At 44.0% G+C, this 22,973-nt stretch carries 29 protein-coding genes; 27 read left to right on the forward strand and 2 right to left on the reverse strand.

Annotated elements, in window-relative coordinates; genetic code table 11:
- Positions 1-17: 17 nt before the first annotated feature.
- From B6A27_RS07390 to B6A27_RS07440, 12 genes are all read left to right on the forward strand, one after another.
- Complete coding sequence (locus B6A27_RS07390) at positions 18-3,704, forward strand: dynamin family protein (RefSeq protein ID WP_080861039.1); 3,687 nt, start codon at positions 18-20, stop codon at positions 3,702-3,704.
- A gap of 58 nt (positions 3,705-3,762) precedes the next feature.
- Positions 3,763-3,957 (forward strand): hypothetical protein, encoded by a 195-nt coding sequence (locus B6A27_RS07395; RefSeq protein ID WP_044746032.1) that lies wholly within the window; start codon positions 3,763-3,765, stop codon positions 3,955-3,957.
- Positions 3,950-4,228, forward strand: a complete 279-nt coding sequence (locus B6A27_RS07400) for a YpbS family protein (protein WP_080861040.1) — start codon at positions 3,950-3,952, stop codon at positions 4,226-4,228. The genes B6A27_RS07395 and B6A27_RS07400 overlap by 8 nt, the downstream gene beginning before the upstream one ends.
- Positions 4,225-5,061, forward strand: coding sequence for a sulfurtransferase (locus B6A27_RS07405; protein WP_080861041.1), 837 nt, complete (start codon positions 4,225-4,227; stop codon positions 5,059-5,061). The genes B6A27_RS07400 and B6A27_RS07405 overlap by 4 nt, the downstream gene beginning before the upstream one ends.
- A 69-nt stretch (positions 5,062-5,130) precedes the next feature.
- On the forward strand, positions 5,131-5,271 hold the full coding sequence (locus B6A27_RS18800; RefSeq protein WP_183186774.1) for a hypothetical protein: 141 nt from the start codon (positions 5,131-5,133) through the stop codon (positions 5,269-5,271).
- A gap of 133 nt (positions 5,272-5,404) precedes the next feature.
- Positions 5,405-5,920, forward strand: coding sequence for a TlpA disulfide reductase family protein (locus B6A27_RS07410; protein ID WP_066149088.1), 516 nt, complete (start codon positions 5,405-5,407; stop codon positions 5,918-5,920).
- Positions 5,921-6,035: 115 nt separating this feature from the next.
- Positions 6,036-6,167, forward strand: a complete 132-nt coding sequence (locus tag B6A27_RS07415) for an FbpB family small basic protein (RefSeq protein ID WP_080861042.1) — start codon at positions 6,036-6,038, stop codon at positions 6,165-6,167.
- Between the two features lie 56 nt (positions 6,168-6,223).
- Complete coding sequence (locus B6A27_RS07420; protein ID WP_044746028.1) at positions 6,224-6,367, forward strand: acid-soluble spore protein N; 144 nt, start codon at positions 6,224-6,226, stop codon at positions 6,365-6,367.
- Between the two features lie 61 nt (positions 6,368-6,428).
- Positions 6,429-6,662: a small acid-soluble spore protein Tlp gene (gene tlp, locus B6A27_RS07425; protein WP_044746027.1), complete on the forward strand. Its 234-nt coding sequence runs from the start codon at positions 6,429-6,431 to the stop codon at positions 6,660-6,662.
- A gap of 110 nt (positions 6,663-6,772) precedes the next feature.
- Positions 6,773-7,189 carry an acyl-CoA thioesterase gene (locus B6A27_RS07430; RefSeq protein WP_044746026.1) on the forward strand — a complete coding sequence of 139 codons (417 nt, stop codon included), beginning with the start codon at positions 6,773-6,775 and terminating at the stop codon, positions 7,187-7,189.
- 10 nt (positions 7,190-7,199) lie between these two features.
- Positions 7,200-7,529, forward strand: coding sequence for a hypothetical protein (locus B6A27_RS07435; RefSeq protein WP_080861043.1), 330 nt, complete (start codon positions 7,200-7,202; stop codon positions 7,527-7,529).
- Complete coding sequence (locus tag B6A27_RS07440) at positions 7,516-7,911, forward strand: hotdog fold thioesterase (protein WP_139788093.1); 396 nt, start codon at positions 7,516-7,518, stop codon at positions 7,909-7,911. The genes B6A27_RS07435 and B6A27_RS07440 overlap by 14 nt, the downstream gene beginning before the upstream one ends.
- Before the next feature lie 30 nt (positions 7,912-7,941).
- Here B6A27_RS07440 and B6A27_RS07445 read toward each other — a convergent pair whose 3' ends face one another.
- On the reverse strand, positions 7,942-8,229 hold the full coding sequence (locus B6A27_RS07445; protein WP_044746023.1) for a HesB/YadR/YfhF family protein: 288 nt from the start codon (positions 8,227-8,229) through the stop codon (positions 7,942-7,944).
- A 135-nt stretch (positions 8,230-8,364) separates the two neighbouring features.
- On the opposite strand from B6A27_RS07445, the gene B6A27_RS19220 reads away from it, so the two are divergent.
- Positions 8,365-8,499 (forward strand): hypothetical protein, encoded by a 135-nt coding sequence (locus tag B6A27_RS19220; RefSeq protein ID WP_255357507.1) that lies wholly within the window; start codon positions 8,365-8,367, stop codon positions 8,497-8,499.
- A gap of 281 nt (positions 8,500-8,780) precedes the next feature.
- Positions 8,781-9,719: a magnesium transporter CorA family protein gene (locus B6A27_RS07450; RefSeq protein ID WP_044746022.1), complete on the forward strand. Its 939-nt coding sequence runs from the start codon at positions 8,781-8,783 to the stop codon at positions 9,717-9,719.
- A gap of 63 nt (positions 9,720-9,782) precedes the next feature.
- Here B6A27_RS07450 and B6A27_RS07455 read toward each other — a convergent pair whose 3' ends face one another.
- On the reverse strand, positions 9,783-10,379 hold the full coding sequence (locus B6A27_RS07455) for a DUF502 domain-containing protein (protein WP_066149083.1): 597 nt from the start codon (positions 10,377-10,379) through the stop codon (positions 9,783-9,785).
- A 182-nt stretch (positions 10,380-10,561) separates the two neighbouring features.
- Between B6A27_RS07455 and B6A27_RS07460 the strand changes: the two genes are divergently transcribed.
- The 13 genes from B6A27_RS07460 (at position 10,562) to B6A27_RS07520 (ending at position 22,970) form a co-directional block, all read left to right on the forward strand.
- A complete protein-coding gene (locus B6A27_RS07460; RefSeq protein WP_066149082.1) occupies positions 10,562-12,001 on the forward strand; it encodes an NAD(P)/FAD-dependent oxidoreductase in 1,440 nt (479 codons plus the stop codon).
- Between the two features lie 323 nt (positions 12,002-12,324).
- On the forward strand, positions 12,325-13,317 hold the full coding sequence (bioB, locus tag B6A27_RS07465) for a biotin synthase BioB (RefSeq protein WP_080861045.1): 993 nt from the start codon (positions 12,325-12,327) through the stop codon (positions 13,315-13,317).
- A 290-nt stretch (positions 13,318-13,607) separates the two neighbouring features.
- Positions 13,608-14,528, forward strand: a complete 921-nt coding sequence (locus B6A27_RS07470; RefSeq protein WP_080861046.1) for an NAD(P)/FAD-dependent oxidoreductase — start codon at positions 13,608-13,610, stop codon at positions 14,526-14,528.
- A gap of 104 nt (positions 14,529-14,632) precedes the next feature.
- Positions 14,633-16,000, forward strand: a complete 1,368-nt coding sequence (locus tag B6A27_RS07475; protein WP_080861048.1) for an aspartate aminotransferase family protein — start codon at positions 14,633-14,635, stop codon at positions 15,998-16,000.
- Positions 15,981-16,682, forward strand: coding sequence for a CoA transferase subunit A (locus B6A27_RS07480; RefSeq protein ID WP_080861050.1), 702 nt, complete (start codon positions 15,981-15,983; stop codon positions 16,680-16,682). Before B6A27_RS07475 ends, B6A27_RS07480 begins: the two co-directional genes overlap by 20 nt.
- Positions 16,661-17,323, forward strand: a complete 663-nt coding sequence (locus B6A27_RS07485; protein WP_066149075.1) for a 3-oxoacid CoA-transferase subunit B — start codon at positions 16,661-16,663, stop codon at positions 17,321-17,323. The genes B6A27_RS07480 and B6A27_RS07485 overlap by 22 nt, the downstream gene beginning before the upstream one ends.
- Positions 17,324-17,338: 15 nt before the next feature.
- A complete protein-coding gene (locus tag B6A27_RS07490) occupies positions 17,339-18,613 on the forward strand; it encodes a peptidase (RefSeq protein WP_044746014.1) in 1,275 nt (424 codons plus the stop codon).
- 36 nt (positions 18,614-18,649) lie between these two features.
- Positions 18,650-19,489: a putative beta-lysine N-acetyltransferase gene (ablB, locus tag B6A27_RS07495; protein WP_080861052.1), complete on the forward strand. Its 840-nt coding sequence runs from the start codon at positions 18,650-18,652 to the stop codon at positions 19,487-19,489.
- Between the two features lie 83 nt (positions 19,490-19,572).
- Positions 19,573-20,976 (forward strand): lysine 2,3-aminomutase, encoded by a 1,404-nt coding sequence (gene kamA, locus B6A27_RS07500; protein ID WP_044746012.1) that lies wholly within the window; start codon positions 19,573-19,575, stop codon positions 20,974-20,976.
- Positions 20,973-21,245, forward strand: a complete 273-nt coding sequence (locus tag B6A27_RS07505) for a YokU family protein (protein ID WP_066149071.1) — start codon at positions 20,973-20,975, stop codon at positions 21,243-21,245. Before kamA ends, B6A27_RS07505 begins: the two co-directional genes overlap by 4 nt.
- Before the next feature lie 294 nt (positions 21,246-21,539).
- A complete protein-coding gene (locus B6A27_RS07510) occupies positions 21,540-21,758 on the forward strand; it encodes a YozE family protein (protein ID WP_044746010.1) in 219 nt (72 codons plus the stop codon).
- 141 nt (positions 21,759-21,899) lie between these two features.
- On the forward strand, positions 21,900-22,550 hold the full coding sequence (locus B6A27_RS07515) for a hypothetical protein (protein ID WP_044746009.1): 651 nt from the start codon (positions 21,900-21,902) through the stop codon (positions 22,548-22,550).
- A 243-nt stretch (positions 22,551-22,793) separates the two neighbouring features.
- Positions 22,794-22,970: a YozD family protein gene (locus B6A27_RS07520; protein WP_080861053.1), complete on the forward strand. Its 177-nt coding sequence runs from the start codon at positions 22,794-22,796 to the stop codon at positions 22,968-22,970.
- Positions 22,971-22,973: the final 3 nt, after the last annotated feature.

Here is a 22,973-nt window from a genome sequence, read left to right on the forward strand (position 1 = left end):
GTAAGGGGTTTTGATACATGGTTCAGATAACACAACGTTCATCATTGCGTCCTTGGCTTGCCAAACTAGCTTATCTTCATGACGAATGGGTGAACAAGGGAGATCAAGAAAATGCCAAAAAAGCACAGCAGCTGTTGCGAAAAATAGCAGATGAGGAATTTTCCATTGCCTTTTGCGGCCATTTTTCTGCTGGAAAATCAAGCATCATCAATGAATTAATCGGTGAACCGCTGTTGCCGTCAAGTCCGATTCCGACAAGCGCTAACCTTGTCAAAGTGAAGGCTGGACGGGAATATGCCCGCGTTTTTTATAAGAACGGACAGTCGGTCGAATATGCGGCTCCCTATGAATATGAACAAATTCGTGCATATTGCAAAAACGGAGAGGAAATTGAAGCGATCGAGATCAGCCGGAAAACGACGCACATCCCCGAAGGTGTGGCGATTTTGGATACTCCAGGCATTGACTCGACGGACGATGCGCATCGGCTTGCTACTGAATCAGCGCTTCATTTGGCAGATGTCGTCTTTTATATGATGGATTATAACCATGTTCAATCGGAATTAAATTTTCAATTTACAAAGGAACTGACAAGTGACGGAAAGGCATTGTATTTAATTGTCAATCAGATTGATAAGCACCGTGATGGGGAGCTTTCGTTTTCAGAGTTTCAGCAATCGGTGCGCGAGGCGTTTCGCCAATGGAATGTTCAGGTGGAGCGTATCTTTTTTACCTCTCTGAAAGAACGAGAACATCCATTCAATGAATTGAATGAGCTTGTCCATTTTTTCCAGCTGCTATTTGCCGAAAAAGAGGCGCGGCTTCTCTCCGGAGTCGAGGTGGCAGCTAAGCGGCTTGTCAGCGATCACCTTGCTTTTATAGAAAACCAGGATGCCAAAGAGGAAGAGGCCATTTATGCTCGTATGGAGCATTTAACGAAATCCAAGGAAGAAAGTGATATCGATGATCTTGAGAGCCGACTGCATGAGATTGATGCGCTTTGCGCGGAGGTGGAGACGAAGTTTCAGCAGGAGCTTGACAGCATTTTAGAGCATGCGTATGTCATGCCGTTTGAAACGAGAGAATTGGCGAAAGCTTATTTGCAATCGGTTCAGCCGGATTTTAAAATCGGGTTCCTGTTTAGTAAAGCAAAAACAGAGCAGGAGCGGAAAGCAAGGCTCACGGCATTTTACGAAAATGTGAAAGAAAAAGCGACATCACAAATCGAATGGCATGTACGCGACCATCTTGTTCGGTTTTTAAAAGAGCATGACATTGGCGATGTCCAGTTAATGAGCCAATGTCAGCAGTTGTCTGCTGCCTGGAATGAGCAGCTGCTAGAGTCGCTTGTTAAAAAAGGAGCGGGGGTTACAGGAGAATCTGTATTAAATTATACAAATGATGTGGCGACGGAATTGAAAAAGCGGTATCGAAGCGATGCGATGCACATCTTTGCCTCTGTTTTTTCCTTCTGGAAAAATACGGTGCAAGCAGAGCGAAATGAGCTTGCCGAGCAATTAAAAATAGAAAAGGAAAAGCAGCAGCTGCTTGATGAATTAGCGAAACGAAAGCAGCAGCGTGACGACCATTACGCCCAATTGCTAGCGCTGTTGGAATCCGAGGCTCCTAGCCATATACAGGAAGCGCGGGTTCAGGAGCTTGTCAGCGAATTAACGCCAATTCAAGTTGAGCAGGCTGTGCCTTCTGTCGGCAAAGAACAGCATTCGAACGCTGCGCGTCAAGCAGAAAAAAGTGAGGCGATTCACAGCGAATCGGTGTCATTAAGCGGTGATAAAACAAAAGAAAAAACAGCGAAAGCGATTGCCGATTTACGCCAAGCTGCCGAGCTTGTGTCTGGCATTCCAGGCATGACACGCTTTATTCATGGATTGACGGAAAAAGCGTGTCGCCTTGAAAACCGAACATTTACCGTGGCGCTGTTTGGGGCGTTCAGCGCCGGAAAATCATCGTTCGCCAACGCGTTAATGGGAGAGCAGTTATTGCCATCGTCACCGAATCCAACGACGGCAACCATTAATAAAATTGTGCCGCCGACTTCTAGCTATCCACATGGCACAGTGGTCGTTCAGATGAAAACAGCCTCACAGCTGTTAAAGGATTTGCAAAACTCGTTGCGCTATTTTCATTTGAAGGCAGAAACGATGGAAGAGGCGCTGGGAGCGTGCGAAAAAGCGCTGTTGATCGAAACGGTCGAAGCGAAGGAAAAGCCGCATTATACGTTCCTGCAGTCGGTCGTCCACGGATACGCAGACGTAAAGGATGTGCTGGGAACCTCTTTGCAAATCGGTCTTGATGAATTCCAGCAATATGTAGCTGATGAGACGAAAGCCTGCTTTGTGGAGTGGATGGAGCTGTATTATGACTGTGCGCTCACTCGGCAGGGCATTGCGCTGGTCGATACGCCAGGGGCGGACTCCATTAATGCCCGTCATACAGGAGTAGCGTTTGAATACATTAAAAATGCCGATGCTGTTTTGTTTGTCACTTACTATAATCATGCCTTCTCGAAAGCAGACCGCGAGTTTTTAATCCAGCTTGGGCGCGTCAAAGACACATTCAGCATGGATAAAATGTTTTTTATCGTCAATGCTGCGGATCTGGCGAATTCACAAGAAGAGTTAGAAACGGTCATTTCCTATGTGAAAGAGCAGCTCGAGCATTTCGGCATCCGTTTTCCGCGCTTGTATGCCTTATCAAGCCGATTGGCTCTTGAGGAGAAAACAGAAAAAAAACAGCAGCACCATTACGGGATTTTGCGCGAATCTGGGATTCGCGCCTTCGAAGCGGATTTTATTCGCTTCATTATGGGAGAATTAACAAATGTAGCCGTAGCGGAGGCGTACGCTGAACTGAAGCGCCTGCGTGCGACTTTGCAAGACTATATGGTCCAAGCGAAACAAGGAAATGAAGAAAAGGCAGCGAAGCGGCAAAAGCTGGGCGACGAACAGGCTCGGATTCAGGCGCTGCTTCAATCCTCTGATCTTGCTATGGATAGGCAAGCATTAAAACAAGAAATTGCTGAATTAGCGTATTATATCAAGCAGCGTATTTCATTCCGCATGGGCGATTGGTTTAAAGAAGCGTTCAATCCGGCTGCATTGCGTGATGATGGCCGAGATATCCGTCAGGCGCTTTCTGGCTGCCTGCGCGAGCTGCTTCAATCTGTCGGTTTTGATTTGGCGCAAGAAATGCGGGCAACGAGCTTGCGCATTGAACGTTTTCTTACAAACAAGGCACAGGATCGCTTTCAACTGCTTGCAAATGAGATCGGCCGCATTCATCAGGGAATTACGCTATCGAAGGTCGAGCTTCCTGCATTTGCGACACTGGAGTTTTCTGAAGGGCTTGAGCAGCTGAATGAATCATACTTTAAAAAAGCGCTGTCGCTTTATAAAAATGCAAAAGCATTTTTTGAACGGGATGAAAAGCGGCTCATGAGAGAAGAAATTGAAAAGCAGCTGCAGCAGCCAATTCATGAATATGTGTCCGAAAATGAAGCGCGCCTCTTTGCATTTTATCAAGAAGAACACGAAAAGCGGATCCATCATTTGCTTTATGCGCTGCAGCAACAAATGGATGACTATTTTGCAGGCCTCATGACGGCACTTACCGAACAAGTGGATGTAGAACATCTCGGTAAAGTGGAGGAGCAGCTGTCGGCTCTCTTACCACAAAATGAGTAATTAGAAAAAACTGAAGCGGTGATTGAACGTGCGATTGAAGATAGGGGGGAAGCGAACGATGACGCGGTTTCATGCTTGTGCCACGTGCATTCATTATCGGATGAAAAAAACAGAGAACGGAATGTACCGCTATTGTCAACGGCTCGGCTATGAAACGAAGCCGCATTATCAATTTCGCTGCTGGACGCCAAAGCCGCACGTTCGATCACTAATGGAAAAAGAACGAGCAAGAGAGGAGAAAAAAGATGAGTGAAGTTCATCATGCGATCACAGCACATTCTCATAAGCAGCATAGACTGATCAAGCAGTTTTTACAGCTCGATGCACAACGCGAGCGCTATATTGAGGAAGCGGTGGAGCATTGCCGAAATGGACAGACATTTACTGTTGAAAAGATTAATGAGACGACCAAGCAAATCAATGAGCTGGCTAAACAAGGAGTGGTTCCGCAGCGAAAATACGTGACTGTCGACATGGTCGCGGAATACGTAGAACGTCTAAAAACGAAAGGGGAACGTAAATGAAATATATCGTTTCGCCACAATGGGTGTCTGAAAGGCTCTCTCGCGATGATGTGCGGGTCATTGACTGCCGCTTTTACATGGGCGATTCTTCCCGCGGCATAAATGAGTACATACAATCTCATATTCCAGGCGCGCTTTATTTTGACTTAGAAAGAGATTTGTCCGGTCCTGTCCGTGAACACGGGGGACGGCATCCACTTCCTGATTTTGATGAATTGATGGAGAAATTATCAGCGGCAGGAATTGACCGTCATACGACGATTGTTGCTTATGACGATCAAGATGGTGCAATGGCCGCTCGTTTTTGGTGGCTGCTGCGCTATTTAGGGCATGAACGTATTTATGTGTTGGATGGCGGCTATACGAGATGGAAAGGGGCTGGATATCCGATAACCGAAGAAGTGGTTGCATTTCCGAAGCGCACCTTTATTCCAGCCTATCAGCCATCTCTTTTGGCGACGACAGAAGATGTAAGACGCGCAAGTGAACAGGATTCCGCCATTTTGCTGGATTCACGTGAGCCGAAGCGTTATTTGGGCATTGAAGAGCCTATTGATCGAATTGCTGGCCATATTCCTGGAGCAAAAAATTGTTTTTGGAAAGATGCACTAACAAGCGAAGGATATTGGAAGAAGCCGCATGAGCAAGCCGCGCGTTTTGCTTCCATTTCGAAGGACGAGAAGATTATCGTGTATTGCGGTTCAGGTGTCACCGCTTGTCCGAATGTTCTCGCGCTATCGGAAGCGGGCTATACGAATGTGCAGCTATATGTAGGCAGCTTTAGCGATTGGATTTCTTATCCGGATCATCCGATTGCAACAGGAGAGAATTAACAGCATACTTTCCATGCGGCTGACGGAAACTACATATGCAGTTCCTGATTTTCAAAAGAGGTGAAGCAAGTGGGCCGCACAAAGCTCGGAAACGCAAATGCACAGCGCAACAATAACGCCAAGCAAAAAAACGGATTCAACAACGAGTTTGCTTCTTATGCTGAAATAGAAGCGAAAAAAATGCAAAACAACCATAAAAACAGTCGCTAGCACGTGTATGTCTAAGACGGGATCAAGTGGAGCTATTTTTTATCAAGCGTTTGTGAAAGGAAAGGGCTGGGAAAATATACAGCCCTTTCTCTTTTTTTTCTTTTATGCTTAAATGATGATAGGAGGGAAAAGCATGAAAAAAATCGTTGCTATTGTTTTGCTGCTCGGTTTGACTGGATATGGGATTTGGCAGGCTTTGGCAGCCGAACAGCAAAATCGGAAAGCGGGGCTGGCCGTTGGTGATATCGCATATGATTTTGCATTAAAAACCCCAGAGGGTCAACAAATTCGTTTATCGGATTTGCGCGGCAAGCCAGTGATCATTAATTTCTGGGCAACTTGGTGCCCGCCTTGTCAGAAGGAAATGCCGGATATTGAGAAGTTTTACAAGCAGTACAAAGATGATGTCGAGCTTTTATCTGTTCATTTAACATCACAGGACCGCCGCGAAAACTTAAGCCCATTTATGAAAAAGTATGGCTTAACCTTTCCGATTGTGATGGATGAAAAAGGAGAGGTATTAAAGCTGTATAACATTCAAACCATTCCGACGACCTATATTATTGATCGTCAAGGTGTCATTCGCAAAAAGGTAATCGGGCCGATGACATATAAACAAATGCAAGATATCATAAGCCGTCTTCCGTAAGAAGCATCCTTCAACATGAAGGAGCTTCTTTTTATTTTTTTCGAAAATTTGTAATAAATTTTGCTTATTTAGGAAATTATTAAAATTATAATAAAAATGAGAGGGGTTGGATCAAATGAGAAAGAACCGAAAGCTGACATTTGAACAATTAGTGTTGGAAAATAAACGGCAATTGTTAAATGATGAGAAAGCGATGGAGGAAATCGAGAAAAAATTAGAGGAACGGATGCTGAAAAAGGCAGAGTAAAATGATGTATAAGCCGATTTAAACCGAGCACACTAGATGGTGAGGAGGCGAGAGTCATGAGCAATCCAAAAGGAAGCAGAAAACATTTCGTTCCAAACCATCTAGGCACTCAGCCGCGTGCTGCGGGCGGAAATAAAGGAAAAAAAATGCAGGATCAATCAGGGCAGCACGCTCAAGTCATCCAGACAAAGGGTGAGTAATTTTTTTGTTAACATAATAAAATTATTATAAAATTAAATCGACATCAAGGAGGAATTGAAGATGGCTTATCAACGTCCAAACCCAGATGATCGCAGTGATAATGTCGAGAAATTACAAAATATGGTGCAAAATACCATTGAAAATATAGAAGAAGCCCACGAAGCCATCCCTTTTTCTTCATCAGAAGAACGAAAACAGATCGAAGCCAAAAATAAACGGCGTGAAGAAGCCATTGCTGCGCTGCGTTCTGAAATTAAAGATGAAGCGGCAGCGCGCCAAAACGGTTATCAGTAACAATGAAAGAAGACGATCCCGCTGATGCTGCGGATCGTCTTGTTTGCTATTTACAGGACAAAAGGTCATTCATATGGTAAGATAAAGAAAAAAGTAAGTGGGGGAATGCCATGAAAATTGCTGAGAAACAAATCGAAGTACGCTATGCTGAAACGGACCAAATGGGAGTTGTTTATCACGCCAATTATCTGATTTGGATGGAAATTGGGCGGACCGAATTTATCAAACAGCTCGGATTTCATTATGCTGATATGGAAAAGGAAGATATCCTCTCTCCTGTAACCGATTTGCAAATTTCATATAAAAAGCCGCTTCGCTATGGCGATATGGCAACCGTTAGAACATGGATTGATGCCTATGATGGAATCCGTGTGACGTATGGTTATGAAATCTTTACATCAGACGGCGAGCTGGCGGCAACTGGAAAAACACAGCATGTGTGCGTCAGACGCGATTCCTTTCGACCGATTTTAATTCGCAAATATTTTCCGGACTGGCATGAAGCTTACGAGCGTGCCAAAAAGTAAGGCGATACATATGGCATTCGGCATTCGAAGGAATGAGCTGGAATTATGGAAGGAAAAGGTGATAAACGGAGAAATCGCTTTTCTCACTCACTTTTGGTATGATCAGCGCTTTCCGCATTATACGACAGTCACAAAAGTGGGGTGCGGCGATTTAGACAAGCTGCTGGCCTGGGGCGAAAAATATCAGCTTCGTCCTGAATGGGTTCATCAACGGGACTCTTTTCCGCATTTTGATTTATTAGGAGAGAAGCAGAAAGAAGTTTTGCGGCAGGAAGGATTGATGGATCATTTAGAGCGATTTCATTTAGAAAAAGGGGATAAATGCAATGAATGCAAATGAAATGGGAAAGGGAACGTTATTAGAAGCGCTTGGAATCGAAATTAAGGAAATAGGGCACGGGCGTGTTGTCGCTACAATGCCGGTAGATCACCGGACGCATCAGCCGTTTGGTTTGCTTCATGGCGGAGCGTCGGTTGCCTTGGCGGAAACCGTTGCCAGTCTAGGCGCTTACGCATTGGTGGATCAAGATACAGAAAGTGTGGCCGGGCTGGAAATCAACGCTAATCACGTACGTCCAGTCCGAAGCGGAACAGTGACAGCGACTGGTACGGTCCTTCACCGCGGCAGAACAACGATGGTATGGGATATTCGCATCGTGGACGATCAACAGCGACTTGTTTGTGTCTCTCGCTGTACCATTGCTATTATAAAAAAAAGCTAGCTTTTTTAAGTCAGCTAGCTTTTTCGCTTTTTATTCAAGTGAAAAAACGGGTTCACTTGCTTGTTCATTAAAATCAACAATCAAATCATGCCCGTCAAAGTACCATATATCGTTGTCCTCAACAAAAAAGGTGATACCATCTATAGTCGTTTGCGCTTTTGGATCGGAAGGGACGCTTTTTTCCATGCCGAGTGAAAAGCCTTTCTGCACGGTGCTGCATCCACCATATCGTGCAAAAAAGCGAATAGAATCTCCTTCGCGTAAATCAAGCTCCTCTTTGTACCATGCTAACGCTTTTGGTTTGATAATAATTTCCATGATAAACCCTCCTTATTCACCATTATAAAGCATTTTTGGCAAAACGGGCGAATATTTGCTGCAGAAATCATTGACTAAACAGGGCGATGATTACATAAAGTAAAGATACATCATCCATGAAGGGGGAAAGGTTCATTGACAAAAAAACAAGCTGATTTTCCGTTAAGCTATGAGTCAGATGGGATCATGAAGAAAAAGCATCAGAAAAAGCCTTCGACACCTAAAAAAGAAAATAAGGATTTTTTCAATACGACGCAAGCAAGTGAATAAAGTAGCCATGCAGCAGGCTACTTTTTTATTGCAATAAACAAATTTTTACTATACAAATAGTTATTTCAACGCTATTATTAATAAGGACACATATTTTGGAGAAGGGGTGACGTTTTCGCATATGAGTAGTCGAAGTTCAAACGAACCTGAGCCGGAATACTGCGGGGAAGCATTGCCTTTTCCTTTGCGAATGAACGAGCTACTCGCCATCCGAAAACGGGCTCCATTCGAAAGGAAAAGATAGCAAGCCTTCCTCGCTTGGAAAAGGAGGAAGCGTGCATATGATGAAGATGTATTTGTCAAATGCTAATGGAAAAATTGAAGAAATTCATGAGCTTAAAAACGGTTGCTGGATTAAACTAGTAGCTCCGACGGAAGAAGAGATTCGTTATATCGCTAATCATTTGGACATCCCGATTGATTCGATCAAAGATGCCCTCGATGATGAAGAACGTTCGCGTGTCGAAAAGGAAGATAATCATGTGTTAATTATCGTGGATATCCCGATCATTACTCATGATGAAGTGGATGGCCCTATTTATGAAACGATTCCGATCGGGATGATTATTACGAATACATGCTTTATTACGGTTTGCCTTCAAGAAAACCCGATTTTTGAAGAATTTGCGAACCATAAAATTAAAAACTTTTACACCTTTATGAAAACGCGTTTTGCTTTGCAAATGCTTTATATGATTTCGACTTACTATTTGCGGTATTTAAAGCAAATCAATCGCCGCACAAGCGAAATTGAAAAAGAGCTGCATCAATCGATGAAAAATCAGGAGTTGTTCTCGCTGTTAAGCATGGAGAAAAGCTTAGTGTATTTCATGACCTCGCTAAAAGCGAATAACATTGTCATGGAACGGCTTATGCGCCTTAATTACTTGCGAATGTATGATGACGATCAAGAGCTGTTGGAGGATGTGATCATCGAGAATAAGCAAGCGATTGAGATGGCTGAAGTATACAGCAGTATTTTGAGCGGAATGATGGATGCTTTTGCTTCGGTCATTTCTAACAACTTGAATATTGTGATGAAATTTTTAACAGCTGTGACGATTGTGATTTCACTGCCAACCATGGTTGCCAGCTTCTACGGAATGAACGTCCCAATTCCGTATCAGCATTCCCCATATGCGTTTATGGTGGCAATGCTTCTGGCCGCTTTGCTATCGAGCATTACCGCCTTTGTTTTTTGGAAAAAGCGATATTTTTAGCAAAACAAAAACCGCCCTTGATAAAAGGGTGGTTTTTGTTTGGGATTAAAACGATCATTACGGCTATTCTACACGCTTTTCCTTGTTTTTGGACGCTGTCATCCCGCCAGAAAGGATGAATTTCATTGCTTCTTCCGGTTTGACGTTGATCACCTCAATCTGCGCTTTGGGCACGAGGACGGTGATTCCTGCTACTTGAAATGTCTGCGGAATGTAGACGGCTACGTACTCTTTAAGAGGATGAAAAAGCGATTCCACTTCTTCTGACGTAATAAAACCAATGCATTTTATTTCCGTGTGCGGCAGATCGATAAGGACGACCTTTGAAAACGACCGTTTTTCACCAATAAAGGAATAGATTGTATCTTTTAAAACCGAATAAACGGTTTTCATCAGCGGAATGCTTTCAAGCAGCCGATCGATCAGCTTAATGAGGCGGCCGCTAATATATTGGGTCGATAGCCATCCTAAAACGGTAATGAGAGCAATCGTGCATAAAATGCCGATGCCGGGTATGTATGTTTCATGAAGATACGGCTTGACATATTTTCCGAGCAGTCCATCGAAAAAAGTGAATATTTTAATAAACACATAGATGGCCAGCACAATTGGAACAACTGTCAATACGCCGTTCATAAAGTTTTTTGCAAGGGTCTTCATGCGTTTGCTCCTTTCTATGTGATCCTCTATCACCTTATCAAGTTTTCTCAGAAAAGACAAGGTTTATAAAAACGAACATTTTTATATTTTTTTATAAAAAAGTTCGTATTTATAATTGACGATTCATCTTATCCTTGCTATAGTTACAAATGGAAAAAAATGATGCGTTGGAGGACAGGATCATGAAGTCACATTATGACGTTATTGTCGTTGGTGCTGGACCGGCCGGTATTTTTACTTGCTATGAATTGACGTTGAAGCGAAAAGAAGCGAAGATTTTGCTCATTGATAAAGGTCACGATATTTATAAGCGGCGCTGCCCGATTCTGGAAAAAAGGATCGAAAAATGTCCGCCGCCGATGGGAAAAAAAGATTATGCTGGCTGTGTGCCCGCCTGTTCGATCACGAACGGATTTGGCGGTGCAGGGGCGTACTCTGATGGAAAATTCAATATTACCAGCGAGTTTGGTGGTTGGATGACGGACTATTTACCCGCTTCGCTTGTGCTCGACTTGATTCATTACGTCGATGAAATTAATTTGCAGCACGGTGCCACGTCTACTATTACTGACCCGACGACAGAAAAGGTCAAAGAGATTGAACGGCGCGCGTATGCTGCTGGCTTAAAACTGCTAAGGGCGAACGTTCGGCATTTAGGAACGGAACAAAATCTCGAGATTTTAAAAAGCATTTATGAATATTTGCGTGAGCGCATTGATATGGCTTTTCAAATAGAAGTAGAGGATATCTTAACTGAGAAGCAAAACGAACGCCATACGGTCAAAGGAGTGGTTTTAAGGGACGGAACTTCCGTAATGGCTGAAAAGGTTGTGATTGCTCCGGGACGTGATGGCTCAGCATGGCTCACCAAAATATTGAAAAAACGCCGTTTACGCATGCTGAATAACCAAGTGGATATCGGAGTGCGTGTGGAAACTGCCAATATTGTGATGGAGGAAATTAACGAACATTTATATGAAGGGAAATTTGTTTTCAACACATCGGTCGGTACACAAGTCCGTACATTTTGCAGCAATCCATCAGGTCATGTTGTCGTGGAAAACCATTCTGGAACGATGCTGGCGAACGGGCATGCGTATAAAGATCCAAAGTTGGGCAGCAATAATACGAATTTTGCCCTGCTTGTCTCACATAAATTTTCTGAGCCATTTGATCAACCAAATGAATACGCTCATAAAATTTCTCGGCTGGCCAATGCTTTATCGAACGGTGGCATCATTGTACAAAAATACGGAGATCTTCTAAAAGGAAGACGGTCAACGGAAAAGCGCATCAAAGAAGGATTTATCGAACCGACATTAAAAGAAGCGGTTCCAGGCGATTTAGGTCTCGTGCTTCCTTACAATACAATGAAAAGCTTAATCGAAATGACGGAAGCGCTGAATCATGTGACACCTGGGCTTGCTTCTGAGCATACTTTGTTTTATGGAGTAGAAGCGAAATTTTATTCTGCGCGTCCGAAACTAACCGATCGTTTTGAAACAGAGATTACGGGTCTATATGTTGGAGGAGATGGCGCAGGAATTACCCGCGGTCTTGCTCAGGCAGGCGCATGCGGTGTTTGGATTGCCCGCGATATCGCGCAAAAGCTAGCAAAATAGCAGGATAGGCGTACGCCTATCCTGTTTTTTATGGTGATTTAACGGTATTTCTATTGAACTGGGAAAATGGAACCTCTGCAAAAAACTCACAGTCGCAAGCAAGCTGGTGGCTTACCTTGGTCACACCATAGTGCTCACGCGGGGATCTATGTTGACGCATCAAGCTATATGGATAAGCACTACGGGTATTTGTTTTCGTAAATGGAAAGAATACTCTCGATGAATGATTGTATTCTTATTGTCAACTTATTTATTAAAAAAGTTGACAATGAGAACCTTCTACCCTACGATAAATGTAATCGTATGGAAAGGGGAGAGAAAATATGAAAAACTGGTTGGAGTTAGCCGATCAAGTGTTGGCTGGATATGAGCTGAACGATGAAGAGGCGCTGGCGCTGTTAGACTGTCCGGATGAACAGCTTCTTCTTTTATTGCAAGGGGCCTATCATATTCGCTGCGCGTATTTTGGAAATAAAGTGAAGTTAAATATGATTATTAATGCTAAATCTGGATTATGTCCAGAAAATTGCGGGTATTGCTCGCAATCCTCGATTTCGACGGCACGTGTCCAACCGTACAAAATGGTAGATAAAGAAACGCTGATTCGCGGAGCGGAGGAAGCTTATCGTTTACAGGTAGGTACATACTGCATCGTGGCAAGCGGTCGCGGGCCAAGCGAAAAAGAGATAGATACGGTTGTTTCTGCTGTCAAAGAAATAAAAGAGCGATTTGGTTTAAAAGTGTGCGCCTGTCTCGGTATTTTAAAACCTCAACAAGCCCTCCGCCTTAAAGAAACAGGAGTGGATCGCTATAATCATAATATTAATACATCGAAAGAGCATCATCCTAAAATTACAACCTCACATACATACGATGATCGTGTACAGACGGTACAAATCGTCAAGCAAGTTGGCATTTCCCCGTGCTCTGGCGTTATTATTGGCATGAAAGAAACGAAACAGGATGTCGTTGATATGGCCAGAAGTTTAAAGGTGCTAGATGCTGACTCCATTCCGGTGAATTTTCTGCATGCAATCGACGGCACGCCACTTGCGGGAACGGATGAGTTAGATCCGCGGTACTGTCTAAAGGTACTGGCTCTGTTCCGCTATATCAATCCATCAAAAGAAATTCGCATCTCCGGCGGACGAGAGGTGAATTTGCGATCACTCCAGCCGCTCGGGTTATATGCCGCCAACTCCATTTTTGTCGGGGATTATTTAACAACGGCCGGTCAAGAAAAATCGGAGGACTATCGCATGATAGAAGATCTTGGATTTGAAATTGATTTTACTAGTCCCGAGCTTGTTGGTTAGCCTGATGCCGCTGACTTCGATGATGAGGGCAGCTTAGACTGTTAACGAACGCTTTCATTCTGCGTCACTGGCCTCGCTTATCCGCTCATGAACGTCTTTTGCTCGATTCGTCGTCTTCACTCAGCCGCGTTCCTTGTTTGCTTCAGTCTCAGGGGAAATCAACACCATGAATGGAGGTTATAGACAGCGGCCCTTTTGACTTTGTCTATCACCTTCGCTGCCGTTTGATGAATCAAAACGGAAAAAGTGAACGACAATAAAAAAGAATGACATCCTAGGGAAGTGAAACGATGAAGGACTATGAATGCATTATTATTGGCGGAGGAATTGCTGGGCTGCAGGCTGCCATCCAATTAGGCCGTTATCATCATCGCGTTCTTGTTATAGATGCTCAGAATGGTCGTTCCACACTGTGCCGAGCTTATCACAACTTGCTTGGCTGGCCGGATGGAGTCAGCGGTGAACAGCTGCGATCAAGCGGAAGGCAGCAGGCAGAACGGCTGAACGTTCACTTCGTAGACGACGAAATTGTCACTGCTTCCAAGGAGGAGGAACAATTTCAGCTTATGGGCAAAAGTGGACGACGGTACGAAGCAAAACGGATTTTATTGGCGACGGGAATAAAGGATCGTATTCCTCCGATTCCTAATCTGATTCCTTGTTTAGGGACGAGCGTTTACGTGTGCCCGGATTGTGATGGATATGAGGTGACCGATAAGAGGGTGATTGTACTTGGTGCCGGAATGGCAGGGGCCAATATGGCGTTGACACTCCTCTATTGGACGAAAGAAATCATTTATATCAATCATGATGGTGAGGATGTGGCTCCAGAGCTAAAGAGAAAGCTGCAAGAACAAAATATTCGCTATGTACGTGAACCGATTGAAGCAGTGTTGGTGAAGGACGGTCCGCTTTTCGGCGGTGTCCGTCTGCAAAACGGCACTGTGATTGCAGGAGAGCGCGGATTTATTGCTTTTGGAAATAATCAGGTGAATACAAATTTAGCCAAACAGCTTGGAGTAGAAAGGTTGGAAAATCGGCACATTCCGACAGACGCGAGAACGAAACAGACAAATGTCCCCAATGTATGGGCTGCTGGCGATATCGGAGTTCATTCGGAGCAAGTAGCGATTGCTATGGGGGAGGGGGTTCAAGCGGCGATTTGGATTCATAAAAGCATTATGGCAGAAAAAAACGCGAGCCTTGGGTGAAAGGCTCGCGTTTTTACATGATGCAGCGCCGAGCATTTCTTTTCATGAAAAAGTTTTGATTCGCATAATATCTCAATACAGAGACAGAAAAGGGGGAAGCAGCTGTGGTGCCTACATATTTGATTAAACCGCATCTCCAGCGCCACTATCCGACCGTGCAGTACGCCAAAGGAATCTATGTGTATGATACGAATGGAAAAAAATATGTAGACGGCTGTTCCGGGGCCGTGACAGCCAATCTCGGGCATGGTGTTCCAGAAATTATTGAAGCGATGAAGGAACAGGCGAATAAAGTATCGTTTGTATACCGTTCCCAATTTACAAGCGAAGCGGCTGAAAAGCTTGCCGAAACGTTAAATGAGCGCATTGGCGGCGAAACTCGCTATTGGACGTTTCTTGTCAACAGCGGATCTGAAGCGACAGAAACGGCTATGAAAATCGTCATTCAATATTGGCAAGAGAAAGGAAAAAAAGGAAAAAATAAAATTTTATCACGTTGGCTTAGCTACCATGGCATTACGCTCGGAGCACTTTCCATGTCTGGGCATACAGCAAGAAGAGAGCGTTTTGTTCCTTTGCTCGAAGATTTTCCAAATGTGCCTCCTCCATATTGTTATCGTTGTCCCTATCAGTTAACTTGGCCATCGTGTCAATGGCGCTGTGCCGATGAATTGGAGGAAGCGATTATTCGCATCGGTGCAGAGCACATTGCTGCTTTTATTGCTGAACCGATTATTGGAGCAGCAGGCGCGGCGCTAACTCCGCCAGAAGGGTATTATGAACGCATTCAAGCGATTTGCCGTCGCCATGAGATTTTATTTATTGCCGATGAAGTCATGACAGGGCTTGGCCGGACAGGAAAAATGATGGGGCTTGACCATTGGCAGGCAAAGGCGGACATTATTGCGCTTGGAAAAGGATTGGGGGCTGGATATACGCCAATTGCTGCTACGCTTGTCAGCGAGCACGTGATTGAGCCGATTAGAAATGGGTCAGGAGTGGTGATGAGCGGACATACGTTAAGCGCAAATCCGCTTTCAGCTGCTGTTGCTTTGGCTGTGCTTCAATATATTGATCAGCATCGTTTAGTTCAAAAAGCAGAGGAGATTGGGAGCGATTTATTTACGAAGCTATGCCGTTTGCAGCAGAAGTTTTCATGGATTGGCGACATCCGCGGCAAAGGATTAATGCTTGGAATCGAGTTCACCGTTCCCGATACCAAAACAATGATGCCCAATAAATGGGCATTTACGGATATTGTTGTGACGAAGGCCCAAGAAAATGGTTTGCTTGTGTATCCGTCTGCTGCGGGAAATGGAAAAGATGGAGCAGCGATCATCATTGCTCCACCGCTCACGATTGAGCGCGCACAACTCGATGAATTAGTAAGTTTGCTAGAGGAAGCCTTCCATCATATTGAAAAGCATTTTCCAATGAAAGGGAATGGTCGCAATGATGGTAGCCGGAAATGAGTATGGCAAAATCGTTTCTATTGAATATGCGATTGACAAAGTAATGGACGGCTGCACCTTGATGGTTGGCGGGTTTGGCGGTGTTGGTTCGCCTCCCACGCTGCTTCAGGAGGTGTTTGACAAAGGAGTGGAGCAGCTGACGCTCATCTGTAACGATACAGCCTTTCCTCATATCGGGGTTGGTCCACTTGTGAAAGAAGGAAGAGTAAAAAAAGCAATTGTTTCGCATATCGGCTCCAATCCGATTGCGGGTTCCTTATTTCAAGAAGGGAAGATGGAGGTAGAGTTTTCTCCGCAAGGAATTCTGATCGAACGAATTCGCGCCGGAGGAGCTGGATTAGGAGGAATCCTTGTGGATATTGGCATGGATCATGAATGGTTGTCAAAAGGGAAGCCAATCGTTGAAGTAGATGGAAAGCGCTTTCTTTTGGAGCGTCCGTTGACAGCGGATGTATCGCTTGTATATGCGAAAAAAGCAGATCCTTTCGGCAATCTAGTATATGGCAAAAGTGCACGCAATACAAATCCGCTTGTCGCGATGGCCGGAAATATAACCATTGCTGAAGTTGAAGAGATTGTGCCGCTTGGCGAACTGAATCCGGAGGAAATTGTAACGCCAGGGATTTTTGTTCACTATATTGTGAAAAGCAGAGGAGTGAATTGGAAGTGGGCATGGGAATAAGGGAGCGTATCGCCAAACGGGCTGCGAAAGAACTCAAGGATGGAATGATCGTCAATCTTGGCATCGGTATTCCGTCACTTATTCCTAATTTTTTGCCGAAAGGGATGCGCATTATGTTTCAGGCGGAAAACGGCATTTTGGGCATGGGGGAAAGTCCGGACAAAGGCAAAGAGGATGCAAACCTTTGCAACGCTGCCGGCTATCCGGTCACGATTGTCGATGGAGCTTCTTATTTTGACAGTGCTACCGCTTTTGCCATGATTCGAAAGGGATTGATTGATGTTACGGTTCTCGGAGGATTGCAGGTAAGTGAACAAGGAGATTTAGCGAATTGGATGGTTCCGGGGAAACGTGTTCCGGGAGTTGGCGGAGGAATGGAACTGGCTCAAAAAACGAAAAAAGTGATTGTGGTGATGAGCCATGTTAGTAAAGATGGCGAGCCCAAAATTGTGACGGAATGCTCTTTACCGCTGACAGCTAGGCAATGCGTCCATTTGATTATTACGGATCAAGCGGTTATTGAAGTGACAAAAGAAGGGTTATTGTTAACAGAAGTGATGGCTCCGTATAATGTGGAAGATGTAGTGGCCAATACGGGAGCGTTTCTTCAGATTGCCCCGTCTCTTAAACGAATCGAATAAAAAAGAGGTGAAAGAATGAAAGATATACAGAATCAGCTTCATCAATGGATTTTAAAAAATCAGGATCAAGCCATCCAATTATTAAGGCGGCTTGTTCAAGAGGCGAGCACACAAAAAAATGAAGCAAACGCACAAGCGCTCATTATCGAAAAATGTCGGCAGCTGCAGTTAGAGCTTGATATATGGGAGCCGGATATCGAAAAGCTGCGACAGCATCCATATTTTGTATCAGCACGCACTAGCTTTAGAAATAGCCCGAATGTTGTAGCTATCTGGAAAGGAGCAGGCGGAGGGCGGTCTCTTATTTTGAATAGCCATATTGACGTTGTTCCTGAGGGAGATACGCAGCAATGGAAAGATGATCCATACAGCGGACAGATAAAGGAAGGAAAAGTATATGGACGAGGCGCCTCTGATATGAAAGGAGGAACCGCATCGCTCTTATTGGCGATCGAGGCACTGCAATCCCTTGGTATCAAGTTAAAAGGAAACGTGATTTTTCAAAGTGTGATTGAAGAAGAAAGCGGTGGGGCAGGCACTTTAGCTGCTGTTTTGCGCGGATACCAAGCGGACGGGGCCATCATTCCTGAACCGACAAATATGAAACTATTTCCAAAGCAGCAAGGTTCTCTCTGGTTTCGTTTGATCGTCTCAGGCAAATCGGCACACGGCGGCACACGTTATGAAGGAGTGAGTGCGATTGAGAAGGCATCGCTTATTTTAGCAAGGATTCAGCAGTTAGAAACAGAAAGAAATCAACGCATGGTCGATCCGCTGTACGAAAATATCCCGATTCCAATTCCAATTAATGTCGGTACGATCCATGGAGGAACATGGCCTTCATCTGTGCCTGATTGTGTGGTTTTAGAAGGGAGAATGGGGGTAGCGCCAAATGAAACGATTGAGCAGGCGAAGCAGGAGATGGCGCGCGCCATTCATGAATGCAATGAACAAGATGAATGGCTTCGAGAGCATCCTGTTCAGTTAGAATGGTTTGGCGCTCAATGGCTGCCAAGCGAGATTGAACCAACGCATCCGCTCATGCAAGCATTGAGCCGTTCGTATCGTCATGTGAAGCGGGAGGAACCGGTGATTGAGGCGGCACCATGGGGAACAGATGGAGGGCTTCTTACACAAGTCGGAAAGATCCCTACCGTTGTGTTTGGTCCGGGAACGACAGCAGTGGCCCATTATCCGAATGAATATATTGAAATATCGCAGATGCTGGAAGCGGCAGAAATGATTGCATTAACGATGATCGATTGGTGTGAAATGGACACATCAGTCTAAAATCTTTTGGCCATTTGTGAGGAAAGGGGAAGTGATATGAACGACTGGATTAAAGAAACGCAGTTTGCCGCTTCTGTCGTCTTTGATGATTTTAATGAACGGTTGCGCGTCGAAGATTATCGCGGGAGCGTTTTACCGCTTATTCATTCTATCAAAACCGCCGCTCAACAAAAGAAATATAGCAAATTAATTGTTAAAGCGAGAAACGAGCATGTGCCATTGTTCATTGAAAAAGGATTTCGCTATGAAGGATGGATTCAAGGATACTTTCATGGGAGTGACGCTCATATTCTTACCTACTATTTTCAGCAAGAGAGGCGCATGAGCGGGCATGAATGGGCAGAGGATCAAATGGTGGCAGACATTCAGACAAAATCGCCGCTCTCTTCCTTGTCGCCGCTTCCTGACCTTTATAAGCTGCGGAACGCGCAAGAAGCGGACGCTGTGGCGCTTGTCGAGCTATATCGAACAGTCTTTAAAATTTATCCCTCTCCATTGCACGAGCTTGGATATATGGAGAGCATTTTGAAAAAAGGCGCGCTCTTTTGCCTGATCGAGTATGACAAGCAAATTGTCAGTGCCGCATCTGCAGAAGTGAATCGGATGTATTACAACGCAGAGCTTACGGATTGTGCTACGCTTCCTGAGCATCGCGAGCATGGACTTATGAAGCATTTGCTTCGCTTTTTAGAAATGGAACTGAAAAAACAAGGCATTTTTTGCGCTTACTCGCTGGCCCGTGCGCAATCGTATGGAATGAACGCTGCCTTCCATCAGCTAGGCTATCGTTATAGCGGCCGGCTGATTAATAATTGCTATATTTTTAATGATTTAGAAGATATGAATATATGGGTAAAAGATTTGTCGGCGACATGATGCCTTTTTAGTAAAAACGCATAAATATGGTAGCAAGCCAAAAAAGGCAGCACGACGATCAAATAAAGGAGGGTTTACTACCTATGAGTCTATATCGGCCGAAACGCCATTGGAAGGAAATCGAGCTTTGGAAGGATGTCACAGAAGAGCAGTGGAATAATTGGCTTTGGCAATTAACGAATACGATTCGTACGCTTGATGATTTGAAAAAGGTCATTCATTTAACACCAGAGGAAGAAGAAGGGGTGAAAATTTCTGCTAAAACCATCCCGTTGAACATTACTCCTTATTACGCCTCATTGATGAATCCAGATGATCCTCGCTGCCCGATTCGCATGCAGTCTGTGCCAATTGGAAAAGAACAGTATAAAACAAAATACGATCTTGAAGATCCGCTGCATGAGGACGAAGATTCTCCCGTTCCGGGACTGACTCATCGCTATCCGGACCGTGTTCTCTTTTTAATTACGAACCAATGCTCGATGTACTGCCGCTACTGTACGCGAAGACGTTTTTCCGGCCAGGTCGGTATGGGGGTGCCAAAAAAGCAGCTGGATGTTGCCATTGATTATATCGCACAAACTCCGCAAGTGCGCGATGTTTTATTGTCAGGTGGCGATGCTTTATTAGTCAATGATCAAATTTTAGAGTACATTTTAAAAAAACTGCGAGCCATTCCCCATGTTGAAATTATTCGCATCGGCACAAGAGCTCCGGTGGTATTTCCGCAGCGGATTACCGAAAATTTATGCAACATCTTAAAAAAATATCATCCAGTATGGCTGAATACCCACTTCAATACTTCCATTGAGATTACGGAAGAATCAAAACGTGCCTGTGAAATGCTGGTTGATGCCGGCGTTCCTGTGGGGAATCAAGCCGTCATTTTAGCGGGAATTAACGACAGCGTTCCAATCATGAAAAAACTAATGCATGATTTAGTGAAAATTCGTGTGCGTCCGTATTACATTTATCAGTGTGATTTATCAGAAGGAATTAGCCATTTTCGCGCTCCTGTATCAAAAGGGTTAGAAATCATTGAAGGATTGCGGGGACACACCTCGGGATATGCCGTGCCGGTTTTTGTGGTTGACGCTCCTGGCGGCGGCGGGAAAATTGCCTTGCAACCGAACTACCTCATTTCACAAACGCCAGAAAAAGTGATTTTGCGCAATTATGAAGGCGTGATTACGTCATATCCGGAGCCGAAGGGTTATGTTCCCAATCGAGCGGAGGCCTATTTTCAAGAAATTTTTCCAGATATGGATCAGAAGCAATCAACGGCGGGTATTTCCGGCATCGCCAATGACACACGATTTTCGATTGTTCCTGAAAAATTAGAGCGCATTGAACGGCGAAAAATGTATGAATCAGATCCTGCTCATAAATCATTAAAGGATTTGCGGGAAAAAAGAGATGAACTGAAAGAGAAAAAATATCAAGCGATGCTGAAAAAAACAAATGAAACGGAGATGAAGAAGGAATGACTACATGCCTTTGGTGCGGGTTTTCACAAGCTCAAGAAACGAAACAAACCGTTTATTGGGAGCTGCCAGACGGGCTTCGGGCTATTGAAATTACCCATACTCCAAGCATTTCCTGTCCGGACTGCCAAATGGTGTATCAAGAAGATGATGTGGTTGAAGAGATTGAGGATCAGCTCTTTTTAATTGATACGAGCCGTTTGTCCAGTACCGTCACTTATGAAGAGCTAATGAGCCAGCCGCGCCGTTTAAAAAGAAATTATTTTAAATAACATCAGATGTGTGGATGATTCACTAAAAACCTATGGATGTCGCTTGATTCCTCGCTTTTCTGCCTTAGACGCAAGCCCTTCTCGAACAACAAACGTTGGCGAAACGGATATGTCTGCTGCCGTTCTTATTCGAAGGAAGAGGAAGAGAAGCCAATGTTTAACCAGATCGTTCTCTGTTTTTGTAAAATAATGGATCATTCACACTTATGAAATGAAAATATCTCTTCACAAATATCATGAAACCCATTAAAATGACAAGCAGCAGAAGAATGAATAAAAAAGAGGATGAGAGAAATGGAGCGTTCATTTTATCGATATTTGCTGAGATTTCGCGATGGAAAAAAAGATGACCCATTTGTTCGCTTGGCGAACGGGGTTTATCATGATCACGGTTTTCCAAAAGCTTCAGCTGATTACGATGAAATCAGCCGTTATTTAGAAATGAATGGGGATTATGTAGAAAGCATGACGGTGTTTGATGAAGTATGGGAGCGTTTTTTGCAAGAAGCGTAAGCGCGTTCAAGCAAGAACGCTCTTTTTTCATTCGATCGCTTACGAAATTGGATTTCTGCATATTCCTTGGATAATGAGTGTCCGCTTGTTTCTATCTGCATATAATTTACTATAGCACTTGATCGAAGGGAGGGAAACTTGATGAAGACGCCAAAATTTGCGCTTGGCGATATTGTTGTCAATACGTTGTATGGAACGGTAGGGATGGTGACTGACATTCAGCATGTTGATGATATGTTTTTGTATGAAGTAAATCATAGTCAAAGCTTATTTATGGAACAATCGCTTGTATTGCTATCAGAATTTTCCGGTGATGTGCTCATTGCGGAAGAAATTGAAATTGAACTTCCTTTCTTTCTTGGTGAGCTTGTGCATGTCCACAATTATGATCACGATTTATTTAAAATTATTGGTGTACGGACGGAGATCTATCGTTATCAAGAAGAAAGCTGGGAGGAAATTGTATATGAGCTAAAGCGCTTAGAGGACGGTTTAGAAATCGAGGCGAATATTGAGGATGTCATTTCCATCGCGTCTTCAGAAGAAACATCGGTAACGGTTTTACAAGATATCACACTCCTTGGGTATCTTGGTGAGCATCAATTGCTTTCTTCGTATTTACCGCTTCCAGAACGCCCGACAGAGGATGGATCAATCGATCAACTGTTAGATGCTTATAACGATTATCAACGGCTATATGAATGGTTTGGCGACGAACAGTATAAGAGCATGATGGAAATGACAGTCACTCGTTTACAAAAGCTTGTCCAAAAGAAAGATTTACCATCATAAAAATTGGATAAGTATATAGAAAAAATAAGGGATACCTAAGCAAACAATCGCTAAAAATAGGCTGTTTGTGACGGTTTCCATGACATGATCAATGATTTCGTCCATTTTATTCAAAGCAACCCCTCCCTTGTTTTGCTATTTCTAATGTATGAGCGACTCTTTTTTTGCATACATACGGATGAAAAAATCTTTTGACATAAATCGGAGTTTTGCCACATACAACAATACAAAGGGGGCGATAGGATGAAAGAAATCGAGGTCGTCATTGATACGGAAGAAATTGCGGAATTTTTTTTTAAAGAACTGATTCGCCGCGGTTTTGTTCCATCGCGGATGGAGCTTGAGGAGATGGCGGATATTACGTTTGACTACTTAATTGAGAAATGCATTATTGATGAAGAAATGGATGATGATGAATAAGAA

This window comes from Anoxybacillus sp. UARK-01 (assembly GCF_002075365.1).
GTDB classification, from domain to species: Bacteria; Bacillota; Bacilli; order Bacillales; family Anoxybacillaceae; genus Anoxybacteroides; species Anoxybacteroides rupiense.

Bases quoted from the DNA above. Each gene is read 5' to 3' on its own strand.
- B6A27_RS07390 (WP_080861039.1), top strand. From the start codon at position 18: ATGGTTCAGATAACACAACGTTCATCATTGCGTCCTTGGCTTGCCAAA.
- B6A27_RS07395 (WP_044746032.1), top strand. From the start codon at position 3,763: ATGACGCGGTTTCATGCTTGTGCCACGTGCATTCATTATCGGATGAAA.
- B6A27_RS07400 (WP_080861040.1), top strand. From the start codon at position 3,950: ATGAGTGAAGTTCATCATGCGATCACAGCACATTCTCATAAGCAGCAT.
- B6A27_RS07405 (WP_080861041.1), top strand. From the start codon at position 4,225: ATGAAATATATCGTTTCGCCACAATGGGTGTCTGAAAGGCTCTCTCGC.
- B6A27_RS07410 (WP_066149088.1), top strand. From the start codon at position 5,405: ATGAAAAAAATCGTTGCTATTGTTTTGCTGCTCGGTTTGACTGGATAT.
- B6A27_RS07415 (WP_080861042.1), top strand. From the start codon at position 6,036: ATGAGAAAGAACCGAAAGCTGACATTTGAACAATTAGTGTTGGAAAAT.
- B6A27_RS07420 (WP_044746028.1), top strand. From the start codon at position 6,224: ATGAGCAATCCAAAAGGAAGCAGAAAACATTTCGTTCCAAACCATCTA.
- tlp (WP_044746027.1), top strand. From the start codon at position 6,429: ATGGCTTATCAACGTCCAAACCCAGATGATCGCAGTGATAATGTCGAG.
- B6A27_RS07430 (WP_044746026.1), top strand. From the start codon at position 6,773: ATGAAAATTGCTGAGAAACAAATCGAAGTACGCTATGCTGAAACGGAC.
- B6A27_RS07435 (WP_080861043.1), top strand. From the start codon at position 7,200: ATGGCATTCGGCATTCGAAGGAATGAGCTGGAATTATGGAAGGAAAAG.
- B6A27_RS07440 (WP_139788093.1), top strand. From the start codon at position 7,516: ATGAATGCAAATGAAATGGGAAAGGGAACGTTATTAGAAGCGCTTGGA.
- B6A27_RS07445 (WP_044746023.1), bottom strand. From the start codon at position 8,229: ATGGAAATTATTATCAAACCAAAAGCGTTAGCATGGTACAAAGAGGAG.
- B6A27_RS07450 (WP_044746022.1), top strand. From the start codon at position 8,781: ATGATGAAGATGTATTTGTCAAATGCTAATGGAAAAATTGAAGAAATT.
- B6A27_RS07455 (WP_066149083.1), bottom strand. From the start codon at position 10,379: ATGAAGACCCTTGCAAAAAACTTTATGAACGGCGTATTGACAGTTGTT.
- B6A27_RS07460 (WP_066149082.1), top strand. From the start codon at position 10,562: ATGAAGTCACATTATGACGTTATTGTCGTTGGTGCTGGACCGGCCGGT.
- bioB (WP_080861045.1), top strand. From the start codon at position 12,325: ATGAAAAACTGGTTGGAGTTAGCCGATCAAGTGTTGGCTGGATATGAG.
- B6A27_RS07470 (WP_080861046.1), top strand. From the start codon at position 13,608: ATGAAGGACTATGAATGCATTATTATTGGCGGAGGAATTGCTGGGCTG.
- B6A27_RS07480 (WP_080861050.1), top strand. From the start codon at position 15,981: ATGATGGTAGCCGGAAATGAGTATGGCAAAATCGTTTCTATTGAATAT.
- B6A27_RS07490 (WP_044746014.1), top strand. From the start codon at position 17,339: ATGAAAGATATACAGAATCAGCTTCATCAATGGATTTTAAAAAATCAG.
- ablB (WP_080861052.1), top strand. From the start codon at position 18,650: ATGAACGACTGGATTAAAGAAACGCAGTTTGCCGCTTCTGTCGTCTTT.
- kamA (WP_044746012.1), top strand. From the start codon at position 19,573: ATGAGTCTATATCGGCCGAAACGCCATTGGAAGGAAATCGAGCTTTGG.
- B6A27_RS07505 (WP_066149071.1), top strand. From the start codon at position 20,973: ATGACTACATGCCTTTGGTGCGGGTTTTCACAAGCTCAAGAAACGAAA.
- B6A27_RS07510 (WP_044746010.1), top strand. From the start codon at position 21,540: ATGGAGCGTTCATTTTATCGATATTTGCTGAGATTTCGCGATGGAAAA.
- B6A27_RS07515 (WP_044746009.1), top strand. From the start codon at position 21,900: ATGAAGACGCCAAAATTTGCGCTTGGCGATATTGTTGTCAATACGTTG.
- B6A27_RS07520 (WP_080861053.1), top strand. From the start codon at position 22,794: ATGAAAGAAATCGAGGTCGTCATTGATACGGAAGAAATTGCGGAATTT.